Annotated in this window: 25 protein-coding genes; 22 read left to right on the forward strand and 3 right to left on the reverse strand. The window is 63.3% G+C overall.

Features of this window, described 5'->3' with window-relative positions; genetic code table 11:
* The first annotated feature begins 1 nt into the window (after position 1).
* The gene (locus AC1Q6C_RS13435; RefSeq protein ID WP_492666652.1) at positions 2–1,426 is read left to right on the forward strand and encodes an MFS transporter; all 1,425 of its coding nucleotides are present in this window, start codon (positions 2–4) and stop codon (positions 1,424–1,426) included.
* A 51-nt stretch (positions 1,427–1,477) separates the two neighbouring features.
* Here the strand turns inward: AC1Q6C_RS13435 and AC1Q6C_RS13440 are convergent, their stop codons facing one another.
* Positions 1,478–1,930 (reverse strand): ferritin-like domain-containing protein, encoded by a 453-nt coding sequence (locus AC1Q6C_RS13440; protein WP_042450880.1) that lies wholly within the window; start codon positions 1,928–1,930, stop codon positions 1,478–1,480.
* The gene (locus AC1Q6C_RS13445; RefSeq protein WP_007735037.1) at positions 1,930–2,382 is read right to left on the reverse strand and encodes a hypothetical protein; all 453 of its coding nucleotides are present in this window, start codon (positions 2,380–2,382) and stop codon (positions 1,930–1,932) included. The genes AC1Q6C_RS13440 and AC1Q6C_RS13445 overlap by 1 nt, the downstream gene beginning before the upstream one ends.
* Positions 2,383–2,653: 271 nt before the next feature.
* Between AC1Q6C_RS13445 and rimP the strand changes: the two genes are divergently transcribed.
* The 12 genes from rimP to AC1Q6C_RS13505 all read left to right on the forward strand — a co-directional run bounded on the left by rimP (position 2,654) and on the right by AC1Q6C_RS13505 (position 14,862).
* A complete protein-coding gene (gene rimP, locus AC1Q6C_RS13450) occupies positions 2,654–3,274 on the forward strand; it encodes a ribosome maturation factor RimP (RefSeq protein WP_050655155.1) in 621 nt (206 codons plus the stop codon).
* Positions 3,271–4,302, forward strand: a complete 1,032-nt coding sequence (gene nusA / locus AC1Q6C_RS13455; RefSeq protein ID WP_003942738.1) for a transcription termination factor NusA — start codon at positions 3,271–3,273, stop codon at positions 4,300–4,302. The genes rimP and nusA overlap by 4 nt, the downstream gene beginning before the upstream one ends.
* Positions 4,303–4,346: 44 nt before the next feature.
* Positions 4,347–4,697: a YlxR family protein gene (locus tag AC1Q6C_RS13460; protein WP_019748063.1), complete on the forward strand. Its 351-nt coding sequence runs from the start codon at positions 4,347–4,349 to the stop codon at positions 4,695–4,697.
* A 108-nt stretch (positions 4,698–4,805) separates the two neighbouring features.
* Positions 4,806–7,751: a translation initiation factor IF-2 gene (infB, locus tag AC1Q6C_RS13465; protein WP_030535614.1), complete on the forward strand. Its 2,946-nt coding sequence runs from the start codon at positions 4,806–4,808 to the stop codon at positions 7,749–7,751.
* Between the two features lie 113 nt (positions 7,752–7,864).
* Entirely contained in the window at positions 7,865–8,155 is a 291-nt protein-coding gene (locus tag AC1Q6C_RS13470; RefSeq protein WP_042450732.1) for a DUF503 domain-containing protein, read from the forward strand.
* A gap of 809 nt (positions 8,156–8,964) precedes the next feature.
* Complete coding sequence (gene rbfA / locus AC1Q6C_RS13475; protein WP_003942248.1) at positions 8,965–9,444, forward strand: 30S ribosome-binding factor RbfA; 480 nt, start codon at positions 8,965–8,967, stop codon at positions 9,442–9,444.
* 12 nt (positions 9,445–9,456) lie between these two features.
* Positions 9,457–10,449, forward strand: a complete 993-nt coding sequence (locus tag AC1Q6C_RS13480; protein ID WP_165638321.1) for a DHH family phosphoesterase — start codon at positions 9,457–9,459, stop codon at positions 10,447–10,449.
* Between the two features lie 10 nt (positions 10,450–10,459).
* Positions 10,460–11,863: an MATE family efflux transporter gene (locus tag AC1Q6C_RS13485; protein WP_492666653.1), complete on the forward strand. Its 1,404-nt coding sequence runs from the start codon at positions 10,460–10,462 to the stop codon at positions 11,861–11,863.
* Positions 11,848–12,771, forward strand: a complete 924-nt coding sequence (locus tag AC1Q6C_RS13490; RefSeq protein ID WP_007735051.1) for a metallophosphoesterase family protein — start codon at positions 11,848–11,850, stop codon at positions 12,769–12,771. The genes AC1Q6C_RS13485 and AC1Q6C_RS13490 overlap by 16 nt, the downstream gene beginning before the upstream one ends.
* A 13-nt stretch (positions 12,772–12,784) precedes the next feature.
* Positions 12,785–13,444 (forward strand): 4'-phosphopantetheinyl transferase family protein, encoded by a 660-nt coding sequence (locus AC1Q6C_RS13495; RefSeq protein ID WP_003942126.1) that lies wholly within the window; start codon positions 12,785–12,787, stop codon positions 13,442–13,444.
* 24 nt (positions 13,445–13,468) lie between these two features.
* A complete protein-coding gene (gene truB, locus AC1Q6C_RS13500) occupies positions 13,469–14,389 on the forward strand; it encodes a tRNA pseudouridine(55) synthase TruB (protein WP_020907442.1) in 921 nt (306 codons plus the stop codon).
* Complete coding sequence (locus AC1Q6C_RS13505; RefSeq protein ID WP_492666654.1) at positions 14,386–14,862, forward strand: GNAT family N-acetyltransferase; 477 nt, start codon at positions 14,386–14,388, stop codon at positions 14,860–14,862. Before truB ends, AC1Q6C_RS13505 begins: the two co-directional genes overlap by 4 nt.
* 9 nt (positions 14,863–14,871) lie before the next feature.
* Here AC1Q6C_RS13505 and AC1Q6C_RS13510 read toward each other — a convergent pair whose 3' ends face one another.
* The gene (locus AC1Q6C_RS13510) at positions 14,872–15,618 is read right to left on the reverse strand and encodes a metal-dependent transcriptional regulator (protein ID WP_030535607.1); all 747 of its coding nucleotides are present in this window, start codon (positions 15,616–15,618) and stop codon (positions 14,872–14,874) included.
* A 117-nt stretch (positions 15,619–15,735) separates the two neighbouring features.
* On the opposite strand from AC1Q6C_RS13510, the gene AC1Q6C_RS13515 reads away from it, so the two are divergent.
* The 9 genes from AC1Q6C_RS13515 (at position 15,736) to AC1Q6C_RS13555 (ending at position 26,960) form a co-directional block, all read left to right on the forward strand.
* The gene (locus tag AC1Q6C_RS13515; protein WP_003942148.1) at positions 15,736–16,716 is read left to right on the forward strand and encodes a bifunctional riboflavin kinase/FAD synthetase; all 981 of its coding nucleotides are present in this window, start codon (positions 15,736–15,738) and stop codon (positions 16,714–16,716) included.
* A 158-nt stretch (positions 16,717–16,874) separates the two neighbouring features.
* On the forward strand, positions 16,875–17,144 hold the full coding sequence (rpsO, locus tag AC1Q6C_RS13520) for a 30S ribosomal protein S15 (protein ID WP_007735061.1): 270 nt from the start codon (positions 16,875–16,877) through the stop codon (positions 17,142–17,144).
* Positions 17,145–17,596: 452 nt separating this feature from the next.
* Positions 17,597–19,867 (forward strand): polyribonucleotide nucleotidyltransferase, encoded by a 2,271-nt coding sequence (locus tag AC1Q6C_RS13525; RefSeq protein ID WP_003942275.1) that lies wholly within the window; start codon positions 17,597–17,599, stop codon positions 19,865–19,867.
* A gap of 127 nt (positions 19,868–19,994) precedes the next feature.
* The gene (locus AC1Q6C_RS13530; protein WP_003942169.1) at positions 19,995–21,353 is read left to right on the forward strand and encodes a M16 family metallopeptidase; all 1,359 of its coding nucleotides are present in this window, start codon (positions 19,995–19,997) and stop codon (positions 21,351–21,353) included.
* 28 nt (positions 21,354–21,381) lie between these two features.
* Entirely contained in the window at positions 21,382–22,494 is a 1,113-nt protein-coding gene (locus AC1Q6C_RS13535; RefSeq protein WP_492666709.1) for an alcohol dehydrogenase catalytic domain-containing protein, read from the forward strand.
* A 181-nt stretch (positions 22,495–22,675) separates the two neighbouring features.
* On the forward strand, positions 22,676–24,370 hold the full coding sequence (locus AC1Q6C_RS13540) for a cutinase family protein (RefSeq protein ID WP_007735070.1): 1,695 nt from the start codon (positions 22,676–22,678) through the stop codon (positions 24,368–24,370).
* Between the two features lie 160 nt (positions 24,371–24,530).
* Positions 24,531–24,860, forward strand: a complete 330-nt coding sequence (hypA, locus tag AC1Q6C_RS13545) for a hydrogenase maturation nickel metallochaperone HypA (protein ID WP_073512368.1) — start codon at positions 24,531–24,533, stop codon at positions 24,858–24,860.
* A gap of 2 nt (positions 24,861–24,862) precedes the next feature.
* Positions 24,863–25,663: a hydrogenase nickel incorporation protein HypB gene (hypB, locus tag AC1Q6C_RS13550; protein WP_047271374.1), complete on the forward strand. Its 801-nt coding sequence runs from the start codon at positions 24,863–24,865 to the stop codon at positions 25,661–25,663.
* A gap of 181 nt (positions 25,664–25,844) precedes the next feature.
* Positions 25,845–26,960 (forward strand): NADH-quinone oxidoreductase subunit B family protein, encoded by a 1,116-nt coding sequence (locus AC1Q6C_RS13555; RefSeq protein ID WP_042922651.1) that lies wholly within the window; start codon positions 25,845–25,847, stop codon positions 26,958–26,960.
* Positions 26,961–26,979: the final 19 nt, after the last annotated feature.

Here is a 26,979-nt window from a genome sequence, read left to right on the forward strand (position 1 = left end):
GATGACCGTTTTGACGAAGTCCGGATCGGACGCCGCATCCGGGTCGGAAAGCAGTGGAGGACGTAAGGTTCCGATCGCGATAGCGATGGTTGCTGCCTCTCTGCCCATGTTCATGGCCACCCTCGACAACCTCGTGATGACGAGCGCGCTGCCGGTGATCGAGAAGGAGCTGAATGCGTCCGTCGGGCAACTTCAGTGGTTCATGAATGCGTACACGCTCTGCTTTGCGACGCTGATGCTTTCGGCGACGACGCTCGGCGATCGGTGGGGGCGCCGCAAGATGTTCGTATTCGGGATCGGGCTGTTCACGGCGGCGTCGATTGCTTCGGCGTTGTCGACGACACCAAGCCTGCTGATCGCGGCCCGAGCTTTTCAGGGCGCCGGCGCTGCCGCGATCATGCCCCTCTCACTCACTCTCCTCGTGGGAGCGGTACCGGAAGCCAAGCGTGCCATGGCAATCGGCGTGTGGGGTGGCGTCTCCGGCCTGGGGATCGCGATGGGTCCCGTGGTCGGTGGAGCGGTAGTCGACGGGTTCTCGTGGCAGGGGATCTTCTGGATCAACGTGCCGGTTGCGATCGTCGCTGTTCCTCTCGCGTTGTATGCGTTGCGTGAATCGACCGGTCGCACACAGCCTCTCGACCTTCCCGGTGTCGCACTCGCCGGACTCGGTGTGTTCCTGGCGGTGTGGGGGATCGTTCACGGCAACGACGAGGGCTGGGGGTCGCTTGGAGTAGTTGCGTCGTTGGTCGGTTCCGCAGTCGCGTTGGCACTGTTCGTTTTTCGCGAGATGAAGACCTCGCATCCGGTCATGCCCCTACGTCTGTTCCGCTCACGCAGCTTCTCGATGGCGAACGTCATCGGCTTGACCTTCTCGATCGGAATTTTCGGGGCGGTGTTCCTGCTCTCGCAGTACCTCCAGATCGTGATGGGCTACAGCCCGTTCCAAGCAGGCTTGCGGACGCTTCCGTGGACGGCAGCGCCGATGATCTTCGCGCCTCTCGCCGGTTTTCTGGCGCCGAAGGTCGGGCTCCGTTCGCTTCTGCTGACCGGTCTGTTGCTCCAGGCCGGAGCATTGTTCTGGTTGGCAGCGTTGATCGGTCCCGACGTGACGTACGGGTCGCTGGTTCCGGCTCTACTGATGGCGGGAATCGGCATGGGCTTGACCTTCGCGCCGAGCTCGACGGCGGTACTCGTCGACATGGACGAGCCTGATCACGGAACGGCCAGTTCGACCAACTCGACGCTTCGTGAGATCGGTGTTGCACTGGGAATCGCGGTTCTCACTGCGGTCTTCCTTGCCGCCGGCGGTGCCCTCACGCCACTCGGGTACGGAGATGCGCTGACACCTGCACTGCGCGTCGGCGGTTGCTTCGTGTTGGTGGCCGTGGTCGCGGCGTGGTTCGTGCCCTCGCATCGCAAGGCCTGAGCCGCTGTGCGCCTTTATTAACCGCCGGGGGTTAAGAAAGGCGCACAGCAGTTACGAAGCCGGGTCCCCCGGGAACGCTGAGGTGGCCGGAGCGGTTCCCAGCGCGGACCGCCATCCGGCGCCGCGGATAGCCGCATCGGTCAGGCCGTCGATTCCGAACGTGCGGAGTTGGTCGGTATCGACCTGTTCGACGAATGCCCGGTAGGTCACGGCGGTGTCGGATTCGATCTGTGCTGCCAGTTGTGCCGCGGTAACGGCGTCCGTCACCGGAAACGGGATCTCGTACGCTGCCGCGGCTGTCGGCGGGGTCACGCCCGCGTCGGTCGACAGGGCAACCAGCGCATCACGTCGTGCGCGGTGCGCTGCTGTGTGCGTGGCAACCTCGTTGACACGGGCAGGATTCGAAAACGCGGCAACCACTCCGTAAGCGAAGATCGCGGCATTCTCTGATTCGATTGCGGTCAGCAAGGCAGAACTCTCGGATCGACGGGTGTGCGAAGTCATCACGGAAGCAACACCGCAACCTGAGTCGAGCACGACGCGCTGATCGAACCGAGCAGGCCCGCGCGATAGCCGGACATCGTCCGAGCGAGATCCGCGGCACTGCGCGCCGAATCGGCCAGCGAGGTACTCAAGGTTTCGACGCCCGTAGGAGCGTTTGCGACCGAGGTCGACGGGGGCGCTGTGGTCGCAGAGGCGCCGCTGCCCGCTGCTCGCGCAATCTCGGCGTCGAGTTCGAGTGCATGCGCTGTGCGTTCGGCGCTGATCGTGGTCAGTGATGCCGACTTGTCCGGCGCGAGAGCGATGGCGGCGGTTGCGGCTGCCGCGTCGGAGCGGGCTCGATCGGCTTGGGCCGTCAGCTGGTCGACTTCTGCAGCCGCCTCCGCTGTGCCGTTGTCGGTGCAGGCGGACAACGAGAAGGCCGCAGCGCCCAACGCTGCTGCGGTTCCCGTCATCTTGAGCGCACTCCGCCGGGAGAGTGGGGTAGTAGTCATGGGCGTCAGCACCAGTCCATCGTGCCAGGTGGTCGGCCGATCGTTCGAATCCGCGGCACGTGTTCAAGTGTGACGTGCGTCGGGCACTCTGGTCACGGAGACGCGCAATGAGCGGTACTCTTGGATGCTTGCAGCATGTGGCACCTGGTGTCTTTTCATGCTCGCAGCCGCCCACGTCGACAGTCGACACAAGTCGGACAATCGACGACAACTGAAATGAGGAGTTCGCGAGATGCCGGTGCCATCCAGGGAGAGGGTGATCGAGCTGATCTCCGAACTCGTGCACGCCCAGGGTTACGACGTCGACGACGTTGTCGTGACCAGTGCGGGCAAGCACAGCGCGGTGCGCATCATGGTCGACAGCGATGCCGGGATCGAGCTCGATGCCGCCGCGGAGATCAGCAGACTCGTTTCGGAACTTTTCGACACCCTCGAGGAAATCGGTGAAACGCCGTACACCCTCGAGGTGACCTCCCCGGGAATTGACCGCCCACTGACGCTCGATCGTCACTGGCGTCGGGCTCGCGGACGTAAAGCGCGAATCGATCTGGCCGGCGAGACCGTGGTGGGCCGTATCGGAACGATGAACGACGATTCCGTGGCAGTTGTCATCGGTGGCCGTGGCGGACTGACCGTGCGCGAGATTGCACTGGGCGACGTTCAAAAGGCTGTAGTTCAGGTGGAGTTCTCGAAGCCCAGTGAGGCGGAGTTGGAACTCGCGGGCGGCATCCCGGAGGGGCGCGCAGTTCCTTCGGATGCGGTTGACCTCACCGAGGACTCGGGCGTGGACAGTGTCGAAGACGACGAAGCAGAATTAGAAGACGTAGAAAACGAAGAAGGGTTCGACAAGTGAATATCGACATTGCAGCGTTGCGAGCGATCGAAGCCGAAAAAGGTGTCTCGATCGAAACTGTGATCGCCACGATCCAGACCGCGCTGCTGACGGCGTACCGCCACACCGAGGGGCACAAGCAGAACGCTCGGATCGATGTCAACATCAAGACCGGTTCGGTGCGAGTGATGGCGCACGACACCGATGCCGACGGCAACATGATCGGTGAGGAGTGGGACGACACTCCCGAGGGATTCGGACGCATCGCGGCGACCACCGCACGCCAGGTCATCCTGCAGCGTCTGCGCGACGCCGAGCACGAGCGCAGTTTCGGTGAGTTCTCCACCCATGAGGGTGAAATCGTCGGTGGTGTCATTCAGCGTGACACGCGTGCGAATTCCCGCGGAATGGTCGTCGTCCGAATCGGCAGCGAATCCAATGGCGCCGAGGGATTGTTGCCGCCTGCAGAACAGGTTCCCGGCGAGAACTACGAGCACGGTGAGCGCATCAAGTGCTACGTCGTCGGAGTTGCTCGCGGAGCCCGCGGCCCACAGATCACCCTCTCGCGGACCCACCCGAACCTGGTTCGCAAGTTGTTCGCACTCGAGGTTCCAGAGATCGCGGACGGCAGCGTCGAGATCATCAACGTCGCGCGCGAAGCGGGACATCGTTCCAAGATCGCCGTCGCCTCACGTGTGCAGGGGCTCAACGCAAAGGGTGCATGCATCGGCCCGATGGGTCAGCGCGTCCGCAACGTCATGAGCGAACTCGCGGGGGAGAAGATCGACATCATCGACTTCGACGAAGATCCCGCGACGTTTGTGGGCAACGCACTTTCCCCGTCGAAAGTGGTCTCCGTCACTGTCGTCGATCCCGAGGCTCGTGCGGCCCGTGTCATCGTGCCCGATTTCCAGCTTTCGTTGGCCATCGGAAAAGAGGGTCAAAATGCCCGCCTGGCTGCGCGGTTGACGGGTTGGCGTATCGACATTCGTAGCGATGCGGCACCCGTTGGCGACGCGTCCGACCGGCCCGCCACGTCCAACGGATAACGGTGGAATGCAGTGATCGAGACGGTTCGGCGGTAGAGTGGACAATGGTTCGACGTGAGTCCTCGGATTCTGCGCGCGTGAAACCCGGTTCGCCGGTCAGAACGTGTGTGGGATGCAGGGAACAAGGGTCGGCTGTCGATCTGTTGAGGGTCGTGGTTGGTGAGCAGGGGCCGGAGGGTTCCCCGCTCGTCCCCGACGTATCGCGAAGACTCCCCGGTCGAGGTGCATGGCTGCACCTGGATCCGAGTTGTCTGAGCCTGGCAGAGCGGCGCCGAGCATTCAGCAGAGCACTGCGAGTGTCCGGAAATCTGGACACGTCCGCTGTCGACCAGCTGGTCGACGCAGTTCACACAAAAGCAGTACCTCTCGAGAAGAACAGGCACAAGCACTCATGAGCACACCGTGAAGCACCAACGATGAACGTCCATCGGCGATAACCCGAGGTCGTGCGGGACCCACATCTGTGGGATGCCTCCTGCTCGACCTCATCAGTGAGGAGAGCAGTGGCAGGCAAGGCCCGCGTGCACGAGTTGGCTAAAGAACTCGGTGTCACCAGCAAGGAACTACTCGCAACGCTCAAGGAGCAAGGCGAGTTCGTGAAGTCTGCGTCATCCACAGTGGAGGCGCCCGTCGCCCGTCGTCTGCGGGAGTCATTCCCGTCGGCAGGCGGAGCAGAAACCAAGTCCGAGACCGGCGCAGCCGCTCCGGCGGCTCGCCCCGCGGCAAAGCCCGGCGCACCGTCGCCGTCGGCTGCAAAGCCTGGCGCACCGCGTCCCGGCCCCAAGCCGGCCGCACCCGCACCGGCTGCTCCCGCAGCTCCGGCCCCGGCAGCCCCCGCGGCTCCCGCAGCCGCTGCTCCGGCAGCACCGTCAGCGCCGGTCCCCACCCCGACGTTCAACGCTCCGAAACCAGCACAGCCGGCACGTCCGGCTCCGGCTGCTCCCGCAGCGTCGGCACCGGCAGCCCCCGCGGCTCCGGCCGCACCGTCCACCGGCGCAAAGCCCGGCGGACCGCGTCCGGGACCGAAGGCACCTCGCGTCGGTAACAACCCGTACTCCTCGGCACCCGCCGAGCGTCCGGCACCTCGTCCGGCTCCCGGCGCACCGCGTCCGGGCGCAGGTCAGGGCGGTTCTCGTCCGGCTCCGGGTCAGGGCGGTCCCCGTCCGGCTCCGGGTCAGGGTGGACCTCGTCCGGCTCCGGGTCAGGGCGGTCCCCGTCCGGCTCCCGGTCAGGGTGGACCCCGTCCGCCTGCAGGTCAGGGCGGACCCCGTCCCAGCCCCGGCTCCATGCCTCCTCGCCCGAACCCGGGTGCAATGCCTGCTCGTTCCGCTCGTCCCGCGCCCGGTGGCGGCGGACGTCCGGGTCGTCCCGGTGGCGCTCCCGGTGGTCGTCCGGGTGGCGGCGGCGGTGGATACCGCGGTGGCGGCGCTCCCGGTGCCGGTGCCGGTGCAGGTGCTCCCGGTGGAGCAGCTCCGGCCGGTGGATTCCGCGGTCGTCCCGGCGGCGGTGGCCGTCCCGGTCAGCGCGGCGCAGCGGCAGGTGCATTCGGTCGTCCCGGCGGAGCAGTTCGCCGTGGACGTAAGTCGAAGCGGGCGAAGCGCGCCGAGTACGAAAGCATGCAGGCTCCCGCAGTCGGCGGCGTCAGGCTGCCACGCGGCAACGGCGAGACCATCCGTCTCGCTCGCGGCGCATCTCTGTCGGACTTCGCGGACAAGATCGACGCGAACCCCGCAGCACTCGTGCAGGCGTTGTTCAACCTCGGTGAGATGGTCACGGCAACTCAGTCGGTCAACGACGAGACGCTGGAGCTGCTCGGCGGCGAAATGAACTACGTCGTGCAGGTCGTCAGCCCGGAGGACGAGGATCGCGAGCTGCTCGACAGCTTCGACCTCACCTACGGCGAGGACGCCGGCGGAGAAGAGGACCTCGAGTCCCGTCCGCCTGTGGTCACCGTCATGGGCCACGTCGACCACGGTAAGACCCGTCTGCTCGACGTGATCCGTAAGGCGAATGTCCGTGAGGGCGAAGCCGGCGGCATCACGCAGCACATCGGTGCCTACCAGGTGCTGACCGAGCTCGAGGGCAACGAGCGTCTCGTGACGTTCATCGACACCCCGGGTCACGAGGCCTTCACGGCCATGCGTGCTCGTGGTGCCAAGGCCACCGACCTCGCGATCCTTGTTGTCGCAGCCGACGACGGCGTCATGCCGCAGACGGTGGAAGCGATCAACCACGCCCAGGCGGCCGACGTGCCGATCGTGGTCGCGGTGAACAAGATCGACAAGGAAGGCGCGAACCCGGACAAGATCCGGCAGCAGCTCACCGAGTACGGACTGGTGGCCGAGGAGTACGGCGGAGACACCATGTTCGTCGACATCTCGGCGAAGCAGGGTCTCAACATCGACGCACTGCTCGAAGCAGTGCTGTTGACGGCCGACGCTTCCCTGGATCTGCGCGCCAACCCGGACATGGACGCTCAGGGTGTTGCCATCGAGGCGCACCTCGACCGTGGCCGCGGCCCCGTCGCTACCGTGCTCATTCAGCGCGGAACGCTGCGGGTCGGCGACTCGATCGTTGCCGGCGATGCTTACGGCCGCGTCCGCCGCATGGTGGACGAGCACGGTCAGGACGTCCACGAGGCACTGCCTTCACGTCCGGTCCAGGTCATCGGCTTCACGTCGGTCCCCGGTGCAGGCGACAACCTGCTCGTGGTCGACGAGGACCGTATCGCTCGTCAGATCGCGGACCGTCGCAACGCACGTAAGCGCAACGCGCTTGCAGCGAAGAGTCGTAAGCGCATCAGCCTCGACGATCTCGATGCAGCTCTGAAGGAACATTCACAGCTGAACTTGATCCTCAAGGGTGACAACTCGGGAACCGTGGAGGCCCTCGAAGAGGCTCTCCTCGGAATTCCGATCGACGACGAGGTGCAGTTGCGCGTCATCGACCGCGGTGTCGGTGGCATCACGGAGACCAACGTCAACCTGGCTGCTGCGTCCAACGCGATCATCATCGGCTTCAACGTCCGCGCCGAAGGCAAGGCAACGGAGCTGGCGAACCGCGAGGGCGTCGACATTCGCTACTACTCGGTGATCTACCAGGCCATCGACGAGGTCGAGAAGGCACTCAAGGGTCTGCTCAAGCCGGTGTACGAAGAGGTCGAGCTGGGCAAGGCAGAGATCCGCGCCATGTTCCGTTCGTCCAAGATCGGCAACATTGCCGGTTGCTTGGTCACCTCAGGCAGCATCCGTCGCAACGCCAAGGCACGTCTCATCCGCGACAGCAAGGTCATCGCCGAGACGGTCACCATCTCCTCGCTCAAGCGGGAGAAGGAAGACGCTACCGAGGTTCGCGAAGGCTACGAATGTGGTTTGACCGTCACCTATTCCGATATCAAGATCGGTGACGTTCTCGAGTGCTACGAGCTTCGCGAGAAGCCGCGCGACTGATTATGTCGACACGGGCGTTGGGGCGGACGCACGTGAGTACTAGCTGACATGGACTCTCTCGGACTTGAACATACAAGTCCGAGAGAGTCCATTCGGCTCTGTATAGGGGGAAAATGTTTGTAGGGGCACTGGAGTTCGACATCCTTTTCGGCGATGTCCACTCACTCAAGGAAAAGCGTTCGATGCTGTCGCCGATCCTGACGGAACTCCGTCGATTCGGTGTGAGTGCAGCGGAGGCGGGGGAGCAGGGACGCCTGCGTCGTGCGCTCGTGGGCGTCGGTGTGGTCAGTTCGTCCGTCGATCACCTGCACGACGTTCTCGATCATTGTGAGCGGGCGGTCGCCGACCGTCCGGAGATTCAGTTGCTGGCTGTGCGAAGGCGAATTTTCGGCCCGGAAGACTGAGCGTCACCGATCTGTGTCGCTTAGCCACTCTTCCAGACGCCGTAACGAATCGAGTTCGTCGGCAAGGGATTCGGCTCCGGTGAGGAAGCGCGTGATTCGCGTGGCGCCCTTGGCGAGGACTTCCCCGTAGGCGGCGCACTACTTCATGCAACTACGAACCGCACGGTAGACGCGCCCGGATCGATCAAGGTTGATGTGAGCGATTCGCTGGTCAGATTGAGGCCCGCGTTGCCCGCCCCGACCTCAATGGATATCTGGCGGCTCGATTCACCCCCAGCGAACCGGATCCGTCAGAGATGTGCGTCAAGTCGATTGCTCTCGTTCCACCGGTGCGAGTGTCGCGGTTCGAATAATTGACGTAGGCGGTGATCGAACACGGGCTGTCGAAAAAGGAAGTCCAGGAGACTGAAACGACTGCAATGCCTGGACGGTCGTGCGGCGTTTGGACGTAGCCCGTGAGTTGTCCGCTACAAGGAAGGGTGTTGTTCCTTCCCAACGAATATGTCAATGGAAGCGGTGTGAACTCGCTGTGGTCGGCCGACGCGATTGCCGGCGAGCAAAGTAGTGCAGTCGCAACGAGTCCTCCGGAAATTATCGATGCGGTGATTCTTGATCGCGTCATCGACCGGACGTTACCAACAAAAGGGCGATCGGTCTGTGCTGTGGGTTCGGCAGGCGCGGGTGGATGGTGATTTGGTTGCCGGGTAGCCGATGGACGAGACTGTTGTCGGTAATAATTCTTGTTAACCAGAACTTTGATCGATCGAGTCACCTCGATTCGAGTGGCCAGGTAGAGGAGACTGACAGTCATGGTAGATCCAGCCCGGGCACGCAAGTTGGCAAAGCGTATCGGAACCATCGTCGCGACGGCGATCGATCACGAGATCAAGGATCCGCGACTCGCATTCGTGACCATCACGGACACCAAGGTCACCAACGATCTGCACGACGCGACGGTGTACTACACAGTCATGGGCGAGAAGGTTGATTCCGCACCCGATGTGGAAGCCGCCGCCGCAGGTCTCGAGAAGGCCAAGGGTGTTCTGCGCTCGAAGGTCGGTGCCGGAACCGGAGTTCGCTTCACGCCGACTCTGACGTTTGTCGCCGATACCGTTCCCGACACCGCGCGTCATATGGAAGAACTGCTGGCCCGTGCCAAGGCCGCCGACGACGAGGTCGCCAAGGCGCGTGAGAATGCACAGCCGGCCGGAGATGCAGATCCGTACAAGGAGCCGCGAGTGGCTTCGGACGAAGACGAGGCGTCGCCAGATGTTCGTGAAGCCGACTGACGCGCACCGAGAATGACGATCACCGCACTTTCGGACGTCGACCCCTGCGAGGCGAAGTTCGCTCAGGTGGCCGAGGTTCTCGAATCGGCACACACGGTGACAATTCTCTGCCATGTGCAGCCGGATGCGGACACGATCGGCAGCGGACTTGCGCTCGGTCTCGTTCTCGAGCGTCGGGGAGTTTCGGTGCAGGTCGCGTTCAGTCGGCCGTCGGCGCTGCCCGAGTCGATGCGCGATTTCCCCGGTCTCCACTTGCTCGTGGCGCCCACTGATGTTCGGGAAAGTGTCGATGTACTGGTGACGGTGGATGTCGGCAGCGAGGGCCGTCTCGGTGAGTTGTCGAGTCGACTCGCCGGCGCGAATCGCACGATCGTCCTTGATCACCATCGCTCCAATTCCGAATTCGGAAGTATCAACGTCGTCGACGAAGCCGCGGCTTCGACGACGGCGCTCATCGCACGATTCTTCGATGCGTGGGGAGTCGCGATCGATCGCGATATCGCGCACTGTCTCTATGCCGGACTGGTCACCGACACCGGCTCCTTCCGGTGGGGAGGTCCGCTTCCGCACGTGCTCGCGGCGCGTTTGCTGGCGACCGGCATCGACGGCGACGCGATTGCGCGAAAGCTGCTCGACACCCATCCGTTCGGGTGGTTGCCGATGCTGGCTTCGGTACTCGGGTCCGCGGTGCTGGTCCCGGAAGCCGCGGACGGCCGTGGGCTGGTGTACGCGGTCATCCGACGCAGTGACATCGGCGATCTTCGCTCCGAGGAGATCGAGAGCGTCGTCGATATCGTGCGAACCACATCGGAAGCCGAAGTTGCCGCAGTACTCAAGGAGTCGGTTTCCGGAAGCTGGTCGATCTCGTTGCGTGCAAAGTCGGCGATCGACGTGTCGGCGGTCGCTGAAAGTCTTGGTGGCGGCGGACATCGGCTGTCGGCCGGATACACGTCGACCAGTTCCAGCGACGAGATTGTTGCCGCGCTCGTCGCGGCACTCGGCTGAATCCGCGGCATTGAGCGAATCTGACGCCACCTCGGCGGGATCTTCGGCAGCTGATTTCGACGTCACTGGGCGACGAATCTTTTCCCTGGCGTTTCCGGCACTCGGGGTGCTGGCAGCCGAACCCCTCTATCTGTTGTTCGACATCGCCGTGGTCGGCCGACTCGGGGCACTCCCGCTGGCCGGGTTGGCAGTCGGTGGTCTGATCCTGTCGTTGGTGAGTACGCAGCTGACCTTCTTGTCGTACGGCACCACGGCGCGGGCCGCACGGCTTCACGGGGCGGGCCGCGAGCGCGACGCGGTGGGTGAGGGTGTTCAGGCGACCTGGCTGGCGGCCGCGATCGGCTTGGCCTTGGTCGTGATCGTGCAGGTGATCGCCGGCCCGCTGACTTCGGCGGTGGCCGGGACTCCCGACATCGCCGCGGCTGCGGAAAGTTGGCTCCGGATAGCGGTGTTGGGTGTTCCACTCATCCTGGTGGCCCTGGCCGGCAACGGCTGGATGCGCGGGGTTCAGAACACGGTGCGACCGCTGCGGTTCGTCCTTGTCGGCCTGGGTATTTCGGCGGTGTTGTGTCCGATTCTGGTGCATGGCTTGCTCGGTGCTCCGCGTCTGGAACTCGAAGGATCAGCTGTTGCGAATCTGGTGGGCCAGAGTGTTTCGGGTGTGCTGTTCGCCTGGGCGCTCTTTCGTGAACCGGTTTCGGCTCGACCACATTTTGCGACCATGCGGGCGCAGATGCTGATGGGCCGTGACCTGATTCTGCGCAGCCTCGCATTCCAAGCGTGTTTCGTTTCCGCGGCTGCAGTGGCGTCGAGGTTCGGTGCGGCTGTAGTCGGTGCACACCAAGTCGTCCTCCAACTGTGGAACCTGGTTTCGCTCCTTCTCGATTCCTTGGCGATCGCAGCTCAGACGCTGATCGGAGCGGCGCTCGGCGGTGGATTCGCAGCCGCGGCGAAAAGGATGACCTGGCGGATCACCGCATGGTCGACGGTATTTGCCGTGGTGCTCGCGATCTTCTTCGCCGCCGGCCACCCCGTGATTCCCGGACTCTTCACGTCCGACGCCGAGGTGCTCGGTCAGATGTCGATCGCATGGTGGTTCTTCGTCGCGATCATGCCGGTGGCGGGAATCGTCTTCGCACTCGACGGTGTTCTACTCGGCGCCGGGGACGTGGTGTTTCTGCGCAACGCGACCATGCTGTGCGCAGTTCTCGGGTTTCTGCCCGCGATCTGGCTCTCTCTCGCCTACGACTGGGGGCTCGCCGGAATTTGGGCAGGGCTTACCGTGTTCGTAGTACTTCGGATGGTCGCGGTGTCGTGGCGAGCGTTTTCCGGCAAGTGGGCAGTGACAGGTCCGGCGACGGCGAAGCGCGGAAGTTCAACTGAGGAAGCAGAGGGATCGTGGCAGCAAAGCTGATGGCGGTGAGCGACATTCATGTCGGTCACAACGGCAACAAGCCGATGACGGAGGAACTGTTTCCGGATTCGCCTGACGACTGGCTCATTCTCGCCGGAGATGTTTCCGAGAAAACTGACGACATTCGGTGGGCGTTGAAGCTCCTTCGCAGCCGATTCGCAAAGGTCATCTGGATTCCGGGCAACCACGAACTGTGGACGACCGCCAAGGATCCGGTTCAGATTCACGGAGCGCCGCGCTACGAGTATCTGGTCAACATGTGCCGCGAACTCGACGTCATCACACCCGAGGACCCGTTCCCGGTGTGGGAGGGAGACGAGGGACCGGTCACGGTCGTCCCGATGTTTCTTCTCTACGACTACTCCTTCCTGCCGGAAGGTGCGCGAGACAAGGAACACGGGCTCGAGATCGCGCGTGACAAGAACGTCGTCGCCACCGACGAGTTCCTACTCTCACCGCAGCCGTATGCGACGCGCGACGCATGGTGCCGGGCGAGGATCGAGTACACCCAGGCGCGGTTGGATGCGCTTCCCGAAGGAACAAGAACCGTTCTCGTGAACCATTTCCCGATGGTCCGGCAGCCGACGGACGTACTCATGTATCCGGAGTTCGCACTGTGGTGCGGAACCACCGCTACCGCCGACTGGCACGTGAAGTACAACGCGGTGTGCTCGGTGTACGGGCACCTGCACATCCCTCGAACCACGTACTACGACGGCGTCCGCTTCGAGGAAGTCTCACTCGGATACCCGCGCGAGTGGCGTCGGCGTGGACTGCCGGAGAAGTTGTTGCGTCAGATTCTTCCCGTTCCGGAGTACCCGCCGGGAACGCTCAACAAGTGGGGTGGCCACTTCAAGGTCACGCCGGAGCAGGAAGCCGAAGTCGAGCGCATGCGCGCCGCACGCTGAGAGGTATCGCTACGTGATCGAACAGATTCTTCCCGGTGGAGTTGCGACGGCCGAGGCCTTCGTGGATCCGCCCGGTCTGGTTCCGCACCCCAGTGAGGAGGCGTTGATCGGCCGCGCGGTCGAGAAACGTCGTCGCGAGTTCGTGACCACCCGGCACCTTGCGCGTCAGGCGATGGGCAAGCTCGGTGTTCCGTCTGCCGCTGTCATGCGCGGCGAGCGTGGTGCGCCGCTCTGGCCGCAGGGAGTGGTCGGGAGCCTCGCCCATTGCGACGGCTACCGCGGCGCTGTCCTGGCGTACTCCATGCAGGTCCGCTCACTCGGTATCGACGCCGAACCGCACGGCCCGCTGCCGGACGGGGTATTGCCCGCGGTCAGCATCGAGGCGGAACGAACGTGGTTGGACACTCAGGAAACCGGCGGTCCGGTGCACTGGGATCGAGTGCTCTTCTGCGCGAAGGAAGCCACGTACAAGGCGTGGTTTCCGCTCACCGGGCGCTGGTTGGGTTTCGAGGACGCCCACATCACGTTCGAGGCGGAGTCGGAAACGTCCGGCACTTTCAACTCGCGTCTGCTGGTCCCCGGTGAGGCGACGTCCGGTCCGCCGCTCACCTCTTTCGACGGCAGGTGGTTGGTGTCGGACGGACTCATCCTGACGGCAATTTCGGTGCAGTGAGCGCGACTGGCAGAATCGGCACACGTGTCAGCTCGTGAAAAGCCTTCCTCCGGTCTTGTCGGCGCCGGAATTCTGATTGTCGACAAAGAGGCGGGTATCACCAGCCACGACGTGGTCGCTCGGTGCCGCAAGTTGTTGAACACCCGGAAGGTGGGACACGCCGGGACGCTGGATCCCATGGCGACCGGTGTTCTCGTTCTCGGCGTCGAGCGTGCGACCAAGTTGCTCGGACTCCTGGCGCTGACAACCAAGGCGTACTCGGCGACCATTCGCCTCGGGGCAGCGACGGACACGGACGATGCCGAGGGGGAGGTCCTGACCTCCGCAGACGCTTCGCAGGTGACGGACGCGGAGATCGCGGCGATCGTGGCCACGCTGACCGGGGACATCAAGCAGATCCCGGCAAGCGTGAGCGCTATCAAGGTCGACGGTCAGCGCGCACATGCTCTGGTGCGTGCGGGAGAAACCGTCGAGCTGGCGCCGCGTCCGGTAACGGTGTCGACTTTCGAGGTTCTGGCTCGGCGAGATGTCCCGGGTGGCTTCGTCGATCTGGACGTCGACGTGGAGTGCTCGTCCGGTACGTACATCCGCTCGCTTGCCCGCGACCTCGGTCGTGAATTGGGCGTCGGCGGTCATTTGACGGCACTGCGCCGCACCCGCGTCGGGCCGTTCACTCTCGAACATGCGCGCACGCTCGAAGATCTCGCGGATCAGCCGGGTGTGAGCCTCGACATCGATCAGGCCGCGCAGACGGCTTTTCCGCATCGGCAGATCACGGCGGAGGAAGCCGAGGCGATCAGCCAGGGGCGCTGGCTCGAGCCGATCGGGATGAAGGGGATCTGTGCGGCGATCGATCCCACCGGTCACACGATTGCGCTTCTGCAGGAGAAGGGTCGACGCGCCAGTTCGGTGATGGTCGTGCGACCGGCGACGCTTCGCGGGTGATCGTCCGCGAGCGTGTCGACGGCGACCTCGACGGTTGCGTCGATGCGCTGGTACAGGTCCACGAGTGCGACGGATATCCGAACACGTGGCCGGAACACCCGCGCCGCTGGCTCAGTTCGCCCACGGTGGTGAAGGCGTGGGTCGGTGAGAGTGACGGTCGTGTTGTCGGTCATGTGGCCGTCGACAGCGAGGTCGCAGGTGCGCCCACAACCGCGGGATCGATAGCCGTGTCGCGACTGTTCGTTCATCCTGGCTCACGTGGAAACGGCCTCAGCGATGCGCTACTCGATGCCGTGACGGATTTCGCAGCCGAGAGTCGGTTGGAACTGGTGCTCGACGTCGTCGACGACGCTCTGCCGGCGATCGCACTGTACGAGCGTCGAGGGTGGGTGTACGTCGACGAGAGGCTCGCCGACTGGACCCGGACCGACGGCGTCCGGCCCGTGGAACGCCGATACCGACTGCCGCTTTGACTACCTCGGCTAGACGAGCCAAATTGCTTGAGCGACTGGACTTCCCAAGTCGATGGTGTTGGGGCTGTCGCCGAGTCGAACGGACACTGTCCCGGCGAAATCGCGGCGCTCCTCGACGGTGATCTCGACATCGAGACTGACGCCGACGGAATCGAAGTACCGGAGCATTTCGGGATCGGAATCGGAGATCCGGGCAACGCGGCCCCGCTCACCGTTGGCGAAGTCGCTGAGCTGGCGGGCCGGGGGAGTCGGCACCGAACCGTCGGTGGCGGGAATGGGATCACCGTGCGGGTCACGTTCGGGGAAGCCCAGTTTGGCGTCCATCCGCGAGATCATCAGATCGGAAACGGCGTGTTCGAGGACTTCGGCCTCGTCGTGGACTTCGTCCCAGCCGTATCCGAGTTCCTGAACCAGATAGGTCTCGATCAACCGGTGGCGCCGGACCATGGAGACGGCGGCGGCGCGGCCGCTGTCGGTCAGGGCGATGGATCCGTAGCGGGCGTGATCGACCAGGCCCTGGTCCGAGAGTTTGCGGATCGCCTCGGACACCGTCGAGGCCGAGACGCTCATTTTCTCGGACAGGAGCTTGGTGGAAACCCGCTCGTGGGACCACTCCTGGATAGTCCAGATGACCTTGAGGTAGTCCTGGGCCACCGACGAGAGTGCGAGCGTGTCGATTGCCGCGTCGTGCGCCGAAGTGCTGTCGCCATCCGACGTCGATGATGCTTCCGAGGTTCCGGTCTTGTGAGCTGCCACAACGCTTAGCTTAGGCTACGAAATCCGGAACTTCCGTACGTGAGCGGCAGCACAGCGGTGATTCGCTGGGCGGGTCCGAACGTGACCCGCCGCCGGTGGACCCGTAGGCTGCCAATCGTGCTGAGATGGCGTGGTCTCGACGAAGTTCCGGCCGATTGGGGTCGTTGTGTGCTCACTATCGGTGTGTTCGACGGTGTGCATCGTGGGCATGCCCAATTGATAGCGAGAGCGGTTACCGCTGCCCGCAAACGTGGTGTTCCGAGCGTGTTGATGACGTTCGACCCGCATCCCATGGAGGTTGTGCGGCCGGGTAGTCATCCAGCCCAGTTGACGACGCTGCAACGGCGTGCGGAATTGGCTCAGGATCTGGGCATCGACGTGTTCTGCGTGATGCCGTTCACCGCTGATTTCATGAAGCTGACGCCGGAGCGCTACGTCCACGAGATTCTCGTCGAACGTCTACATGTCGCCGAGGTCGTGGTGGGGGACAACTTCACCTTCGGCAAGAAGGCGCTCGGCAATGTCGATCTTCTTCGTGAAATGGGCGCTCGCTTCGGCTTTGCCGTCGACGGCGTCCAGCTGCTCGCCGAGCATGCGGTGACGTTCTCGTCGACCTACATCCGCTCGTGCGTCGACGCAGGCGACATGGAAGCGGCTACCGAAGCTCTGGGCCGTCCACATCGTGTCGAAGGTGTGGTCGTCCACGGTGACAAGCGTGGACGCGAGTTGGGGTTCCCGACGGCCAACGTTGCACCGCCGATGTTTTCGGCGATTCCGGCCGACGGCGTGTACGCGGCGTGGTTCACGGTGCTCGGTGCCGGCGAGGAACTCGGAACCGTCGTTCCCGGTCGCCGATACCAAGCCGCGGTGTCTGTGGGTACCAATCCGACCTTCTCCGGCCGGACCCGAACCGTCGAGGCATACGTTCTCGACACCGAAGCAGACCTGTACGGACAACACGTCGCGGTCGACCTGGTTTCGCGGATTCGCGGTATGGAGAAGTTCGACTCGATCGAGTCGCTCATCACGGCAATGAACCGAGATGTCGAACGCGCACGCCGGATTCTGAGTGAGGATGCAGAACGCAGCGTCGGTTGAGTTCCTCCTGTGTCAGTGGCGGCCGCCACATTCGCTCCAGGTGGGCGAGAGCGCCTCATTGTTGCTGGTAGGATCTTCTCTCGGTGCGTGCTGCGGTTTGCGGTGGCCGCGCCCGATCTAGTTCCTTTCACGCAAACGTCATCACAGGAGTGAATCAAGTGGCATTGACCACGGAAGAAAAGAAGGCCGTTCTCGGCGAGTACGGCTTGCACGAGACCGACACGGGATCGCCTGAAGCTCAGGTGGCAATGCTCACCAAGCGCATCACCGATCTCACCGAGCACCTCAAGACCCACAAGCATGACCACCACTCGCGTCGTGGACTGCTCTTGATGGTCGGTCGCCGTCGTCGTCTGCTGAAGTACGTGGCAAAGACCGACGTCGCTCGCTACCGCACGCTCATCGAGCGTCTCGGCCTGCGTCGCTAGATTTTTCTCACGACGCTGATCGAAAGCAACACGGCATGCTTCGGTTTGCCGAACACTCCGTCAGCCGGCGAAGCCACGCATATACTGGGCTTCGCTGGCTTTCGGCGTTAGCTGCCGCAAGGCAGTTTCCGCTGTCGGCGCTATGCACAGTTGTCCAGGCGCAGTTGTTTATGCGCAGTTGTGCAGTGCGCAGCCAGCACACCGTATGCACCAGAGAACGTGGTGTCGGTTGTCGGTAGTGGTTCTCCGGACCGGGCAAGTGCCCGAAAGCTCCGGCGGACTTCGATCGACGGCCGCCCGAACGTCGTGACGTCCCGAAGCAGAAATCGCTCGCATCGCAAGGAGCGTCTGCAATTCAAGAGGGGGACGTCCCTCGGTGCGCAGTTTCCACCAGGAGGGTGGAAACGCCCGCGCGGGTACGGCGAAGACGAGAGGGAAGTGAAGAGAAAAGAATGACAGAGAATTCCGTAGTAGAGGTCGACGAAGGCGTGTTCGAATCCACCGCCGTGATCGACAACGGGTCCTTCGGTACCCGCACCATCCGTTTCGAGACCGGACGCCTTGCTCAGCAGGCCGCCGGCGCCGTCGTTGCTTACCTGGACGACGAGACCATGCTGCTGTCCGCCACGAGCGCCAGCAAGCACCCCAAGGAGCACTTCGACTTCTTCCCCCTGACGGTGGACGTCGAAGAGCGTATGTACGCAGCGGGCCGCATCCCCGGTTCGTTCTTCCGTCGTGAGGGACGCCCCTCCACCGACGCGATCCTGACCTGCCGCCTCATCGACCGGCCGCTGCGCCCGTCCTTCGTCGACGGTCTCCGTAACGAGATCCAGGTCGTCGTCACGGTCATGAGCCTCAACCCCCAGGATCTGTACGACGTCGTGGCCATCAACGCCGCTTCCGCGTCGACGCAGATCGCCGGCCTGCCGTTCTCCGGACCCGTCGGTGGCGTGCGCGTTGCACTCATCGTCTCGGACGAGAACAAGACCGGCCAGTGGGTTGCATTCCCGACGGTCGATCAGCTCGAGAACGCCGTCTTCGACATGGTCGTCGCCGGCCGCGTCGTTTCCGGTAGCGGTGACAACGCCGACGTCGCGATCATGATGGTCGAGGCCGAGGCCACCGACAACGTCATCGCGAAGATCGCCGACGGCGCTCAGGCACCGACCGAGGCCATTGTCGCCGAGGGCCTCGAGGCCGCCAAGCCGTTCATCGCACGCCTGTGCGCTGCACAGGCAGCACTTGCATCCAAGGCTGCAAAGCCCACGGGTGACTACCCGGTCTTCCCGGCGTACCAGGACGACGTTTTTGCTGCCGTCGAGGCTGCTGCGTCCGAAAAGCTCAATGCCGCACTGACAATCGCCGGCAAGCAGGAACGCGACGACAAGACCGACGAGGTCAAGGTCGAGGTTCTCGAGCAGGTTGCACCCAACTTCGAAGGCCGCGAGAAGGAACTGGGAGCAGCGTTCCGCTCGCTCACCAAGAAGCTGGTTCGCCAGCGCATCCTGCGCGATCAGTTCCGCATCGACGGCCGCGGCGTCACGGACATCCGTTCGCTGTCCGCCGAGGTCGCGATCATCCCGCGCGCACACGGCTCCGCACTGTTCGAGCGCGGCGAGACCCAGATCCTGGGTGTCACCACTCTCGACATGGTGAAGATGGCTCAGCAGGTCGACTCGCTCGGTCCCGAGACCACCAAGCGCTACATGCATCATTACAACTTCCCGCCGTACTCCACCGGTGAGACGGGCCGCGTCGGTTCGCCGAAGCGTCGCGAAATCGGTCACGGTGCACTCGCCGAGCGCGCCCTCATGCCGGTTCTGCCCAGCGTCGAAGAGTTCCCTTACGCGATTCGCCAGGTCTCCGAGGCTCTGAGCTCCAACGGTTCCACCTCGATGGGCTCGGTGTGCGCGTCCACGCTCGCACTGCTCAACGCCGGTGTGCCGCTTCGCGCTCCGGTTGCCGGTATCGCCATGGGTCTGGTTTCCGACCAGGTCGACGGCGAAACCCGTTACGTCGCGCTGACCGACATCCTCGGCGCCGAAGACGCCTTCGGCGACATGGACTTCAAGGTCGCAGGTACCAAGGACTTCGTCACGGCCCTGCAGCTGGACACGAAGCTCGACGGCATCCCGTCGCAGGTCCTCGCCGGTGCACTCTCGCAGGCCAAGGACGCACGGACCACGATCCTCGAGGTCATGGCGGAAGCCATCGACACCCCGGACGAGATGAGCCCGTTCGCTCCCCGCGTGACGGCCATCAAGGTCCCCGTCGACAAGATCGGTGAGGTCATCGGCCCCAAGGGCAAGATGATCAACTCCATCACCGAGCAGACCGGTGCCAACATCTCCATCGAAGACGACGGCACCGTGTTCGTCGGCGCCACCGATGGACCGTCTGCACAGGCCGCGATCGACATGATCAACGCCATTGCCAACCCGCAGCTCCCCAAGGTCGGCGAGCGGTTCCTGGGCACGGTCGTCAAGACCACCGCCTTCGGTGCCTTCGTTTCGCTCCTGCCGGGACGCGACGGACTGGTGCACATCTCGAAGCTGGGCAGCGGTAAGCGCATTGCCAAGGTCGAAGACGTGGTCAACGTCGGATCCAAGATCCGCGTCGAGATCGCCGACATCGATGCTCGCGGCAAGATCTCGCTGATCCCGGTCGAAGAGGGCAACGACGAGGCTGCCGCTCCGGCCGCCGACGAGGCTGCTTCCGAGTAGATCTCACTTCGTACTCTGATGCGGCCCCGCGCGGATTTCCGTGCGGGGCCGCATCTGTACTGTCTGTAGACACAGAGCCTGTAGATACTGGATTGACCACTTGCACCGAGGACTGCTGAACCTTTTCATGGCAAAGACCACTCCCAACACCACGCGCAGCCGCAGCGCTGTGCTGAAATCGCCGATCGATGCGACTCCCGAATCCGGAGTACAGCGCACGGTCCTTCCCGGCGGCCTGCGCGTCGTCACCGAGTTCATTCCCGGTGTGCGTTCCGCCTCCGTCGGTGTGTGGGTCGGAGTCGGCTCGCGCGACGAGCAGCCGAGTGTGGCCGGTGCCGCGCATTTTCTCGAGCACCTGCTGTTCAAGTCGACGCCGTCACGGACGGCGTTGGACATCGCGCAGGTCATGGATGGTGTGGGCGGCGAACTCAATGCATTCACGTCGAAGGAACACACCTGTTTCTACGCGCACGTGATCGACGACGACCTTCCGATGGCGGTTGACCTTGTCGCCGACGTCGTGCTGCGAGGGCGTTGCAGAACCGCGGACGTCGATGTCGAGCGGCAAGTAGTGCTCGAAGAGATCGCGATGCGTGACGACGATCCGGAAGACTTGCTCGGCGACGCGTTCCTGACCGCGTTGTTCGGCGATCATCCTGTCGGCCGTCCGATCATCGGTAGCGTCGAATCGATCGAGTCGATGTCGCGCAATCAGTTGCATTCCTTCCATGTTCGGCGTTACACACCGCAGCGGATGGTGCTGGCCGTAGCGGGAAACGTCGACCACAAGCAGGTAGTGACGCTCGCTCGCCGTGCATTTGCCGGACATCTCGAGCGCGGGGTCAAGCCGGCGCCGCGGCGCGAAGGCACTCTGCGGTTGCGCACGATGCCTGAACTGAGCTTGACCCACCGCGACAGCGAGCAGGTCCACCTTGCGCTCGGGGTACGCGCGTTCGGCCGGCACGAGGGCCATCGCTGGGCGCTGTCGGTGCTCAACGCCGCAGTGGGCGGTGGGCTGAGTTCTCGTCTGTTCCAAGAGATTCGGGAGAAGCGCGGGCTTGCGTACTCCGTCTATTCGGGCGTCGACACCTTCGCGGACACCGGAGCGTTCTCCGTGTATGCAGGTTGCCAGCCGGAGAACCTCGGGGAGGTTGCCACGGTGATCCGCGAGGTACTCGCGAACGTGGCGACGGACGGAATCACCGATGCCGAGATCGCCCGCGCCAAGGGATCGCTGCGCGGCGGATTGGTTCTGGCACTGGAAGATTCAGGCTCACGCATGAACCGTATCGGTCGCAGTGAACTGAACTACGGCAACCATCGCAGTGTTGCGCAGACGCTCGCAACCATCGACGCAGTCACCTCCGAAGAGGTGCTCGAGGTGGCGCAGGTGCTCTTGACGAGGCCGTTTGCAGCCGCCGTCGTGGGTCCGTACAAGCGGGTTCGTGACCTCCCCGCGTCGGTACGCGGGATCGTGGGCAAGTAGTTCGAACTATCGAAATCGGGGTGTGCAGTTGAAGATCCGTGGTGCAGTGCTCGAAGAGATCGGCCGGAAGCGTCCCTTCGCAGAGTCGACTCCGATTTCGATTTCGGAACTCGACCTCGAATCCCCGGGCCCGGGTGAGATCCTGGTCAAGATCGAAGCTGCCGGGCTTTGTCACTCCGACCTCTCCGTGGTCGACGGGAATCGGGTACGACCCGTGCCGATGTTGTTGGGCCATGAGGCGGCAGGTCGAATCATCGAACTCGGCGACGGAGTTGATTCGTTGTCGGTGGGCACCCGCGTCGTGATGACTTTTCTTCCGCGGTGTGGTGAATGCGCGGGATGCGCCACTGACGGCCGGATGCCTTGCACGGTGGGTAGCGCCGCCAACAACGACGGCAGTTTGCTCGGTGGCGCGCATCGACTGCGGCGCTCCGGCGAGAACGTCAAACATCATCTCGGTGTTTCGGGTTTCGCGACGCATGCTGTGGTCAACGCCAAGTCGGTTGTGCCCGTCGACGACGACATCCCGGCCGAAATTGCAGCCGTACTCGGTTGCGCGGTGTTGACCGGTGGGGGAGCGCTCCTCAACGCGGCGAAGCCTCGCCCGGCAGACACCGTGATGGTGGTCGGCTTGGGTGGCGTCGGGATGGCCACAATCCTGACGGCGAGGGCACTCGGGGTCGAGAACGTCATCGGTGTCGACGCACTGGAATCCAAGCTGGCTCAGGCGCTGGAACTGGGCGCGACCGAGGTCTTCACACCGTCCGGCCTGTCCGAGAGTGGCGTTCGCGCAGACATCGTCGTCGAGGCCGCGGGAAATGCTCGGGCCTTCGAGACAGCGGTGGCTGCGACGGCAGCGGGTGGCACGACCGTCACGGTCGGGTTGCCGGCGCCTGACGCGCGCTCGTCGATCTCACCTCTCGGACTGGTCGCCGAAGCGCGGACCATTATCGGCAGCTACCTGGGATCTGCGGTCCCGTCCCGCGACATCCCGATCTACGCGCAGTTGTGGCGCGACGGGAAGCTGCCGGTCGAGAAGCTCATTTCCTCGCGAATCGAATTGGCCGACATCAATTCGGGTATGGACGAACTCGCCGACGGAAAAGCAATCCGACAGGTCATTATCTTCGACGCGGAGTAGGTGCACGTCGGTGTTATGCAGCGGAAATGAGGCGTTTGCGCTCCCGATTCCCTCCCGAGTCGCCACGGAAAATCGTTACCCGTTGTAACGCTCCTCTCGTACTGGACGACTACTCGAATGACGTTGCGTGACGCCCCGGGGGTCGGTCGTACGTTTTCCAAAAGTTGATTGGGGAGAAGATATGCCGGTTCGTGGGTTCTTTTCGCGACATCGAATACTGGCGGGTGCAGTAGCGCCCGCAGCGCTCGGCGTGGCCGCACTGGTCGCGGTTGCGGTCGCTGTGGACTCTCCGGAGTCACGCACGATCGAGACACAATTGACGTCGTCGGTCACCGAGTGTCACGACATGGTCAGCATCGCGGTTGCCGGTCGACACGACACACCGGACGCTTCGACGGTGAAGATGTTGCTGGGAGCCGACGGGAAGCCGCTGCCGGCCGCCCTGTCCGGTGACTACAAGAGTGAACGCGTCGACCAGGTGATCAACCCGGCAGGCTCCGTCAACGCGAACAAGCCCGGCTCGTACGCGGCTGTGTATATCGCGTACCCGGCCAACATGGCGTCCTACGAGGATGCCGTCGCTGCCGGCGCTGCAAATACGCAGTCCGTGATGAGTGCCATCGCCAAGGAATGTCCGAAGACTCAGTTCTCGATCGTCGGGTACAGCGAAGGCGCCGATGTGGTGCGTCGCGTCGCGATGGACATCGGTACGCAGGAGAACAACGAGTTCGGGGTCGACCCGGACAAGGTTGTCGGTGTGGTCATGCTGGCGGATGCAGGCCGTGAAGCGGGCGACGGCACGTTCCTCGGTGCCACGAATCCGTTCACGAACCCGGATAACTTCAATACGAAGTACCAGAACGGCACCTCCGCGACACCTGGCGAAGGTGTACTCCCCGGCACTGCCGGAGGTTTCGGCAAGCTGAACGGCAAGGTCGCGTCCTTCTGCTCGGACGGTGACTTCACCTGCTCGGCTCCCAGCAACATCTCTCTGTTGATCTTGGCGGCAAATGTCGGTCGGCAGTTGAACATCGACCAACTCGAAGCGCAGGGTCTGAACCCGGCCACCGGTCAGGACGTCGCGGTGGTGTTCGGCCAGATCGTCTTCGAGGCGTTCGCAGACATTTCGTCCAATCCCAACTGGATGCAGAGTGACGAGACATTCCTTCAGGTGATGCTCAAGGTCTCGGATCCGGAGTACAAGCCCGGAAAAACACCCGCGCCGGCGCCGGTAGCCGAGGGCGAGACGGTGTCCACCGACAAGGTGTCTCCGCTGGCATATCTGCCGCAGAAGCTTTTCAAGGAGATTGTCGGTCTGATTGCTACCAACCAGAACACGATTCCCGTGATCTTGAGCGACCCCTACCAGCAGACACTCGCTCCAGACGTGGGACACCACTTCGATTACTGGCGAGATGCGGATGCGGCCAACGGCAAGCCGTTGACTTCAGCTGAGTACGCAGCGGCCTGGCTCACCTACCTCGCCCAGCAGGCGAAGGAAGGAAAGCCCGTCGACACAACTGCGAAGCCGACCCCGGAACAGATCAGTGCTGCTGTCGATGCCTACATGGCTGACGGCAATGCTGAGGGCGACGCCGCGGTGGCTGAAGGCACCGGAACCGGTCAGGCACCGGCCGGGACCACTGGCTCCACGGGATCTGCTGGAGCGCCCGCAACCACGTCCCAGGTGCCTGCGGCGGGATCGGCGTCGGTCACATCGGGAGCGGTTGCCACTCCGACGGGTTCGGCGGCAGTGACGCCGACGTCGACAGTTCCGACCACACCGGTAGCGGGAACGGATGCAACGACGGCGCCCCCGACTACGACAGTGACGTCGACGACCACGACGACGAAGGTGCCGGTTCCGAACCCGTAATCCTTCTCGCCGGCGTTCGTCACACGAATAACGCTGTCACAGGCTGCGATCCGCAATTAGTTGCGGATCGCAGCCTGTTTTCGTGTACGGGTTACGCACAACGACCGTTGGTGCTTATCGTGGAAGGGAGGTTTCCGGATCACGAATCGTGGGTTTCACCGTGCACGAGCTGTCCATTGCGCAGAGTGTGGTCGAAGCCGTGTGTGAGCGTGCCGGCGAGCGACGAGTATCGAGCGTGCGGCTTGAAGTAGGGCAACTCTGCGCGGTGGTTCCACACTCTCTGCTGTTCTGCTTCGACGTCGTCACCGCGGGTACTCACGCCGAAGGTGCCAGCTTGCACATCGATGAGATTGCAACCAGCGCGCGATGCAAAAGCTGCGGCGTGATGTTCTCGCCGCCCGACATGTTCTTGCTGTGTGAATGCGGCAGTGCTGATGTCGAGGTGCTTGCCGGCCGAGAGTTACGGATCCTGTCGATGGAAGTGAGCTGAGCATGTGCGCGACGTGTGGGTGCGGGGACACCACAGGACCTCGGGTGTCGGTAGTCGCAGATGGAGAACACGAGCAGGAACACGACGGTCACGGGCACGGTCACGAGCATGACCATGAGCACGGCCACCCCGACCACACCGTGATTCTCGAGCAACAGGTGCTCGCCAAGAACGACGGCATTGCGGTTCACAATCGTCAGTGGATGCGGAGCCGCCGAATCACGGCGCTCAACATCATGAGTTCCCCCGGCGCGGGGAAGACGACATTGCTGGCGCGAACTATCCGGGAGCTCGGATGTCAGCGACCGATAGCCGTGATCGAAGGTGACCAGGAAACCCGGCTCGACGCCGAGCGGATCCGAGAGACCGGCGCGTCGGTGGTGCAGGTGAATACCGGGGCCGGATGTCACCTCGATGCCGCGATGATCGACCGCGCACTGCGCGCCTTGGATCCCGCTGAAGAATCGCTGCTTCTGATCGAAAACGTCGGAAACCTGGTGTGCCCCGCGCTCTTCGACCTCGGCGAGGAAGGCAAGGTTGTCCTAATTTCGACGCCGGAGGGGGCAGACAAGCCGAAAAAGTACCCACACATCTTCGCTGTCGCGGACCTCGTGGTGATCAACAAGATCGACTTGCTCCCATACGTCGAGTTCGACGTCGATGCCTGCGTCGAGCAGGCGAGAATACTCAATCCTGCTGTGCGCGTTGTTGTTTTGTCTGCCACGACAGGTGAGGGCATGGACGAGTGGTACGAGTGGATCGGTAGTCGTTCGGCGATTTCTCCGGTGGCCGTTGACAACTGATCTGCTCGGGTAGTTAATGAAATGAGTGGGTGCCACGCAAGTGGGCCGAGGTTCGACTCCGGTGGCGTCAGCGTTTCGGTGCCGCGGCAATTCGAGGCCACAGAGTCTTGAGGCCATAGCGTGTCAGGCCAGTCGCGGCGCTGAGAGTCAAGGCGCAAGTGCACCCGTGAAAGCGGCTGACATGGACACACAAAAATCGACTGCTGGCACCACGGCGGAACCTGCCTCCGAAAGCGCAGCTACCCCCGCAAGCGCAGCGGCCAAAGCGGAAGAAACTCTGATCCACGTGCTGTGGATCAATGCCGGTCTCAGTTGCGACGGAGATTCGGTGGCGCTCACTGCAGCCACGCAACCCAGTATCGAGGAGATCGCGCTCGGCGCCTTGCCCGGCCTGCCGCAGGTAGCGGTTCATTGGCCGCTCATCGACTTCGAATGCGGACCGCAGGGTGGCGCTGACGATTTCCTGGAGTGGTTTTGGAAAGCCGACCGCGGAGAACTGGAACCCTTTGTTCTTGTCGTCGAAGGATCGATACCGAACGAGAAACTTCACGACGAGGGGTATTGGTGCGGCTTCGGGAACAATCGCGAAACCGGCCAACCGGTCACCACGAGCGAATGGCTCGACAAGCTGGCACCGAAAGCCACTGCGGTAGTTGCGGTCGGTACGTGCGCGACCTACGGCGGCATACATGCGATGGCCGGCAATCCGACCGGTGCGATGGGCGTGCCGGACTATCTCGGGTGGACCTGGAAATCGAAGGCGGGCATCCCGATCGTCTGCGTTCCCGGGTGTCCCATTCAGCCGGACAACCTCTCCGAGACCCTGACCTACCTTCTGTACATGGCCACTGATCAGGCGCCGATGATTCCCTTGGACGAATCCCTGCGCCCGCAGTGGCTTTTCGGTGCCACCGTACACGAGGGCTGTGACCGTGGTGGGTACTACGAGCAGGGTGAGTTCGCGACGGAGTACGGGTCACCGAAGTGCATCGTCAAACTCGGATGTTGGGGACCGGTCGTGAAATGCAATGTCCCCAAACGTGGTTGGATCAACGGAGTCGGCGGGTGTCCTAATGTCGGCGGGATCTGCATCGGGTGCACGATGCCGGGATTCCCCGACAAGTTCATGCCGTTCATGGATGAACCACCTGGCGGCAAACTCTCCACCAATGCGGTGGGAATGTACGGGTCCGTGATCCACAGTCTCCGCCGGATCACCGGAAACACGTTGGACAAGGAACCGCACTGGCGCGAGCGCGGGTCGAAATTACTCACCGGTGCGACGCGTACGTGGTGACCGACCGGATACATTCAAA

This window comes from Rhodococcus sp. MT28 (assembly GCF_058792695.1).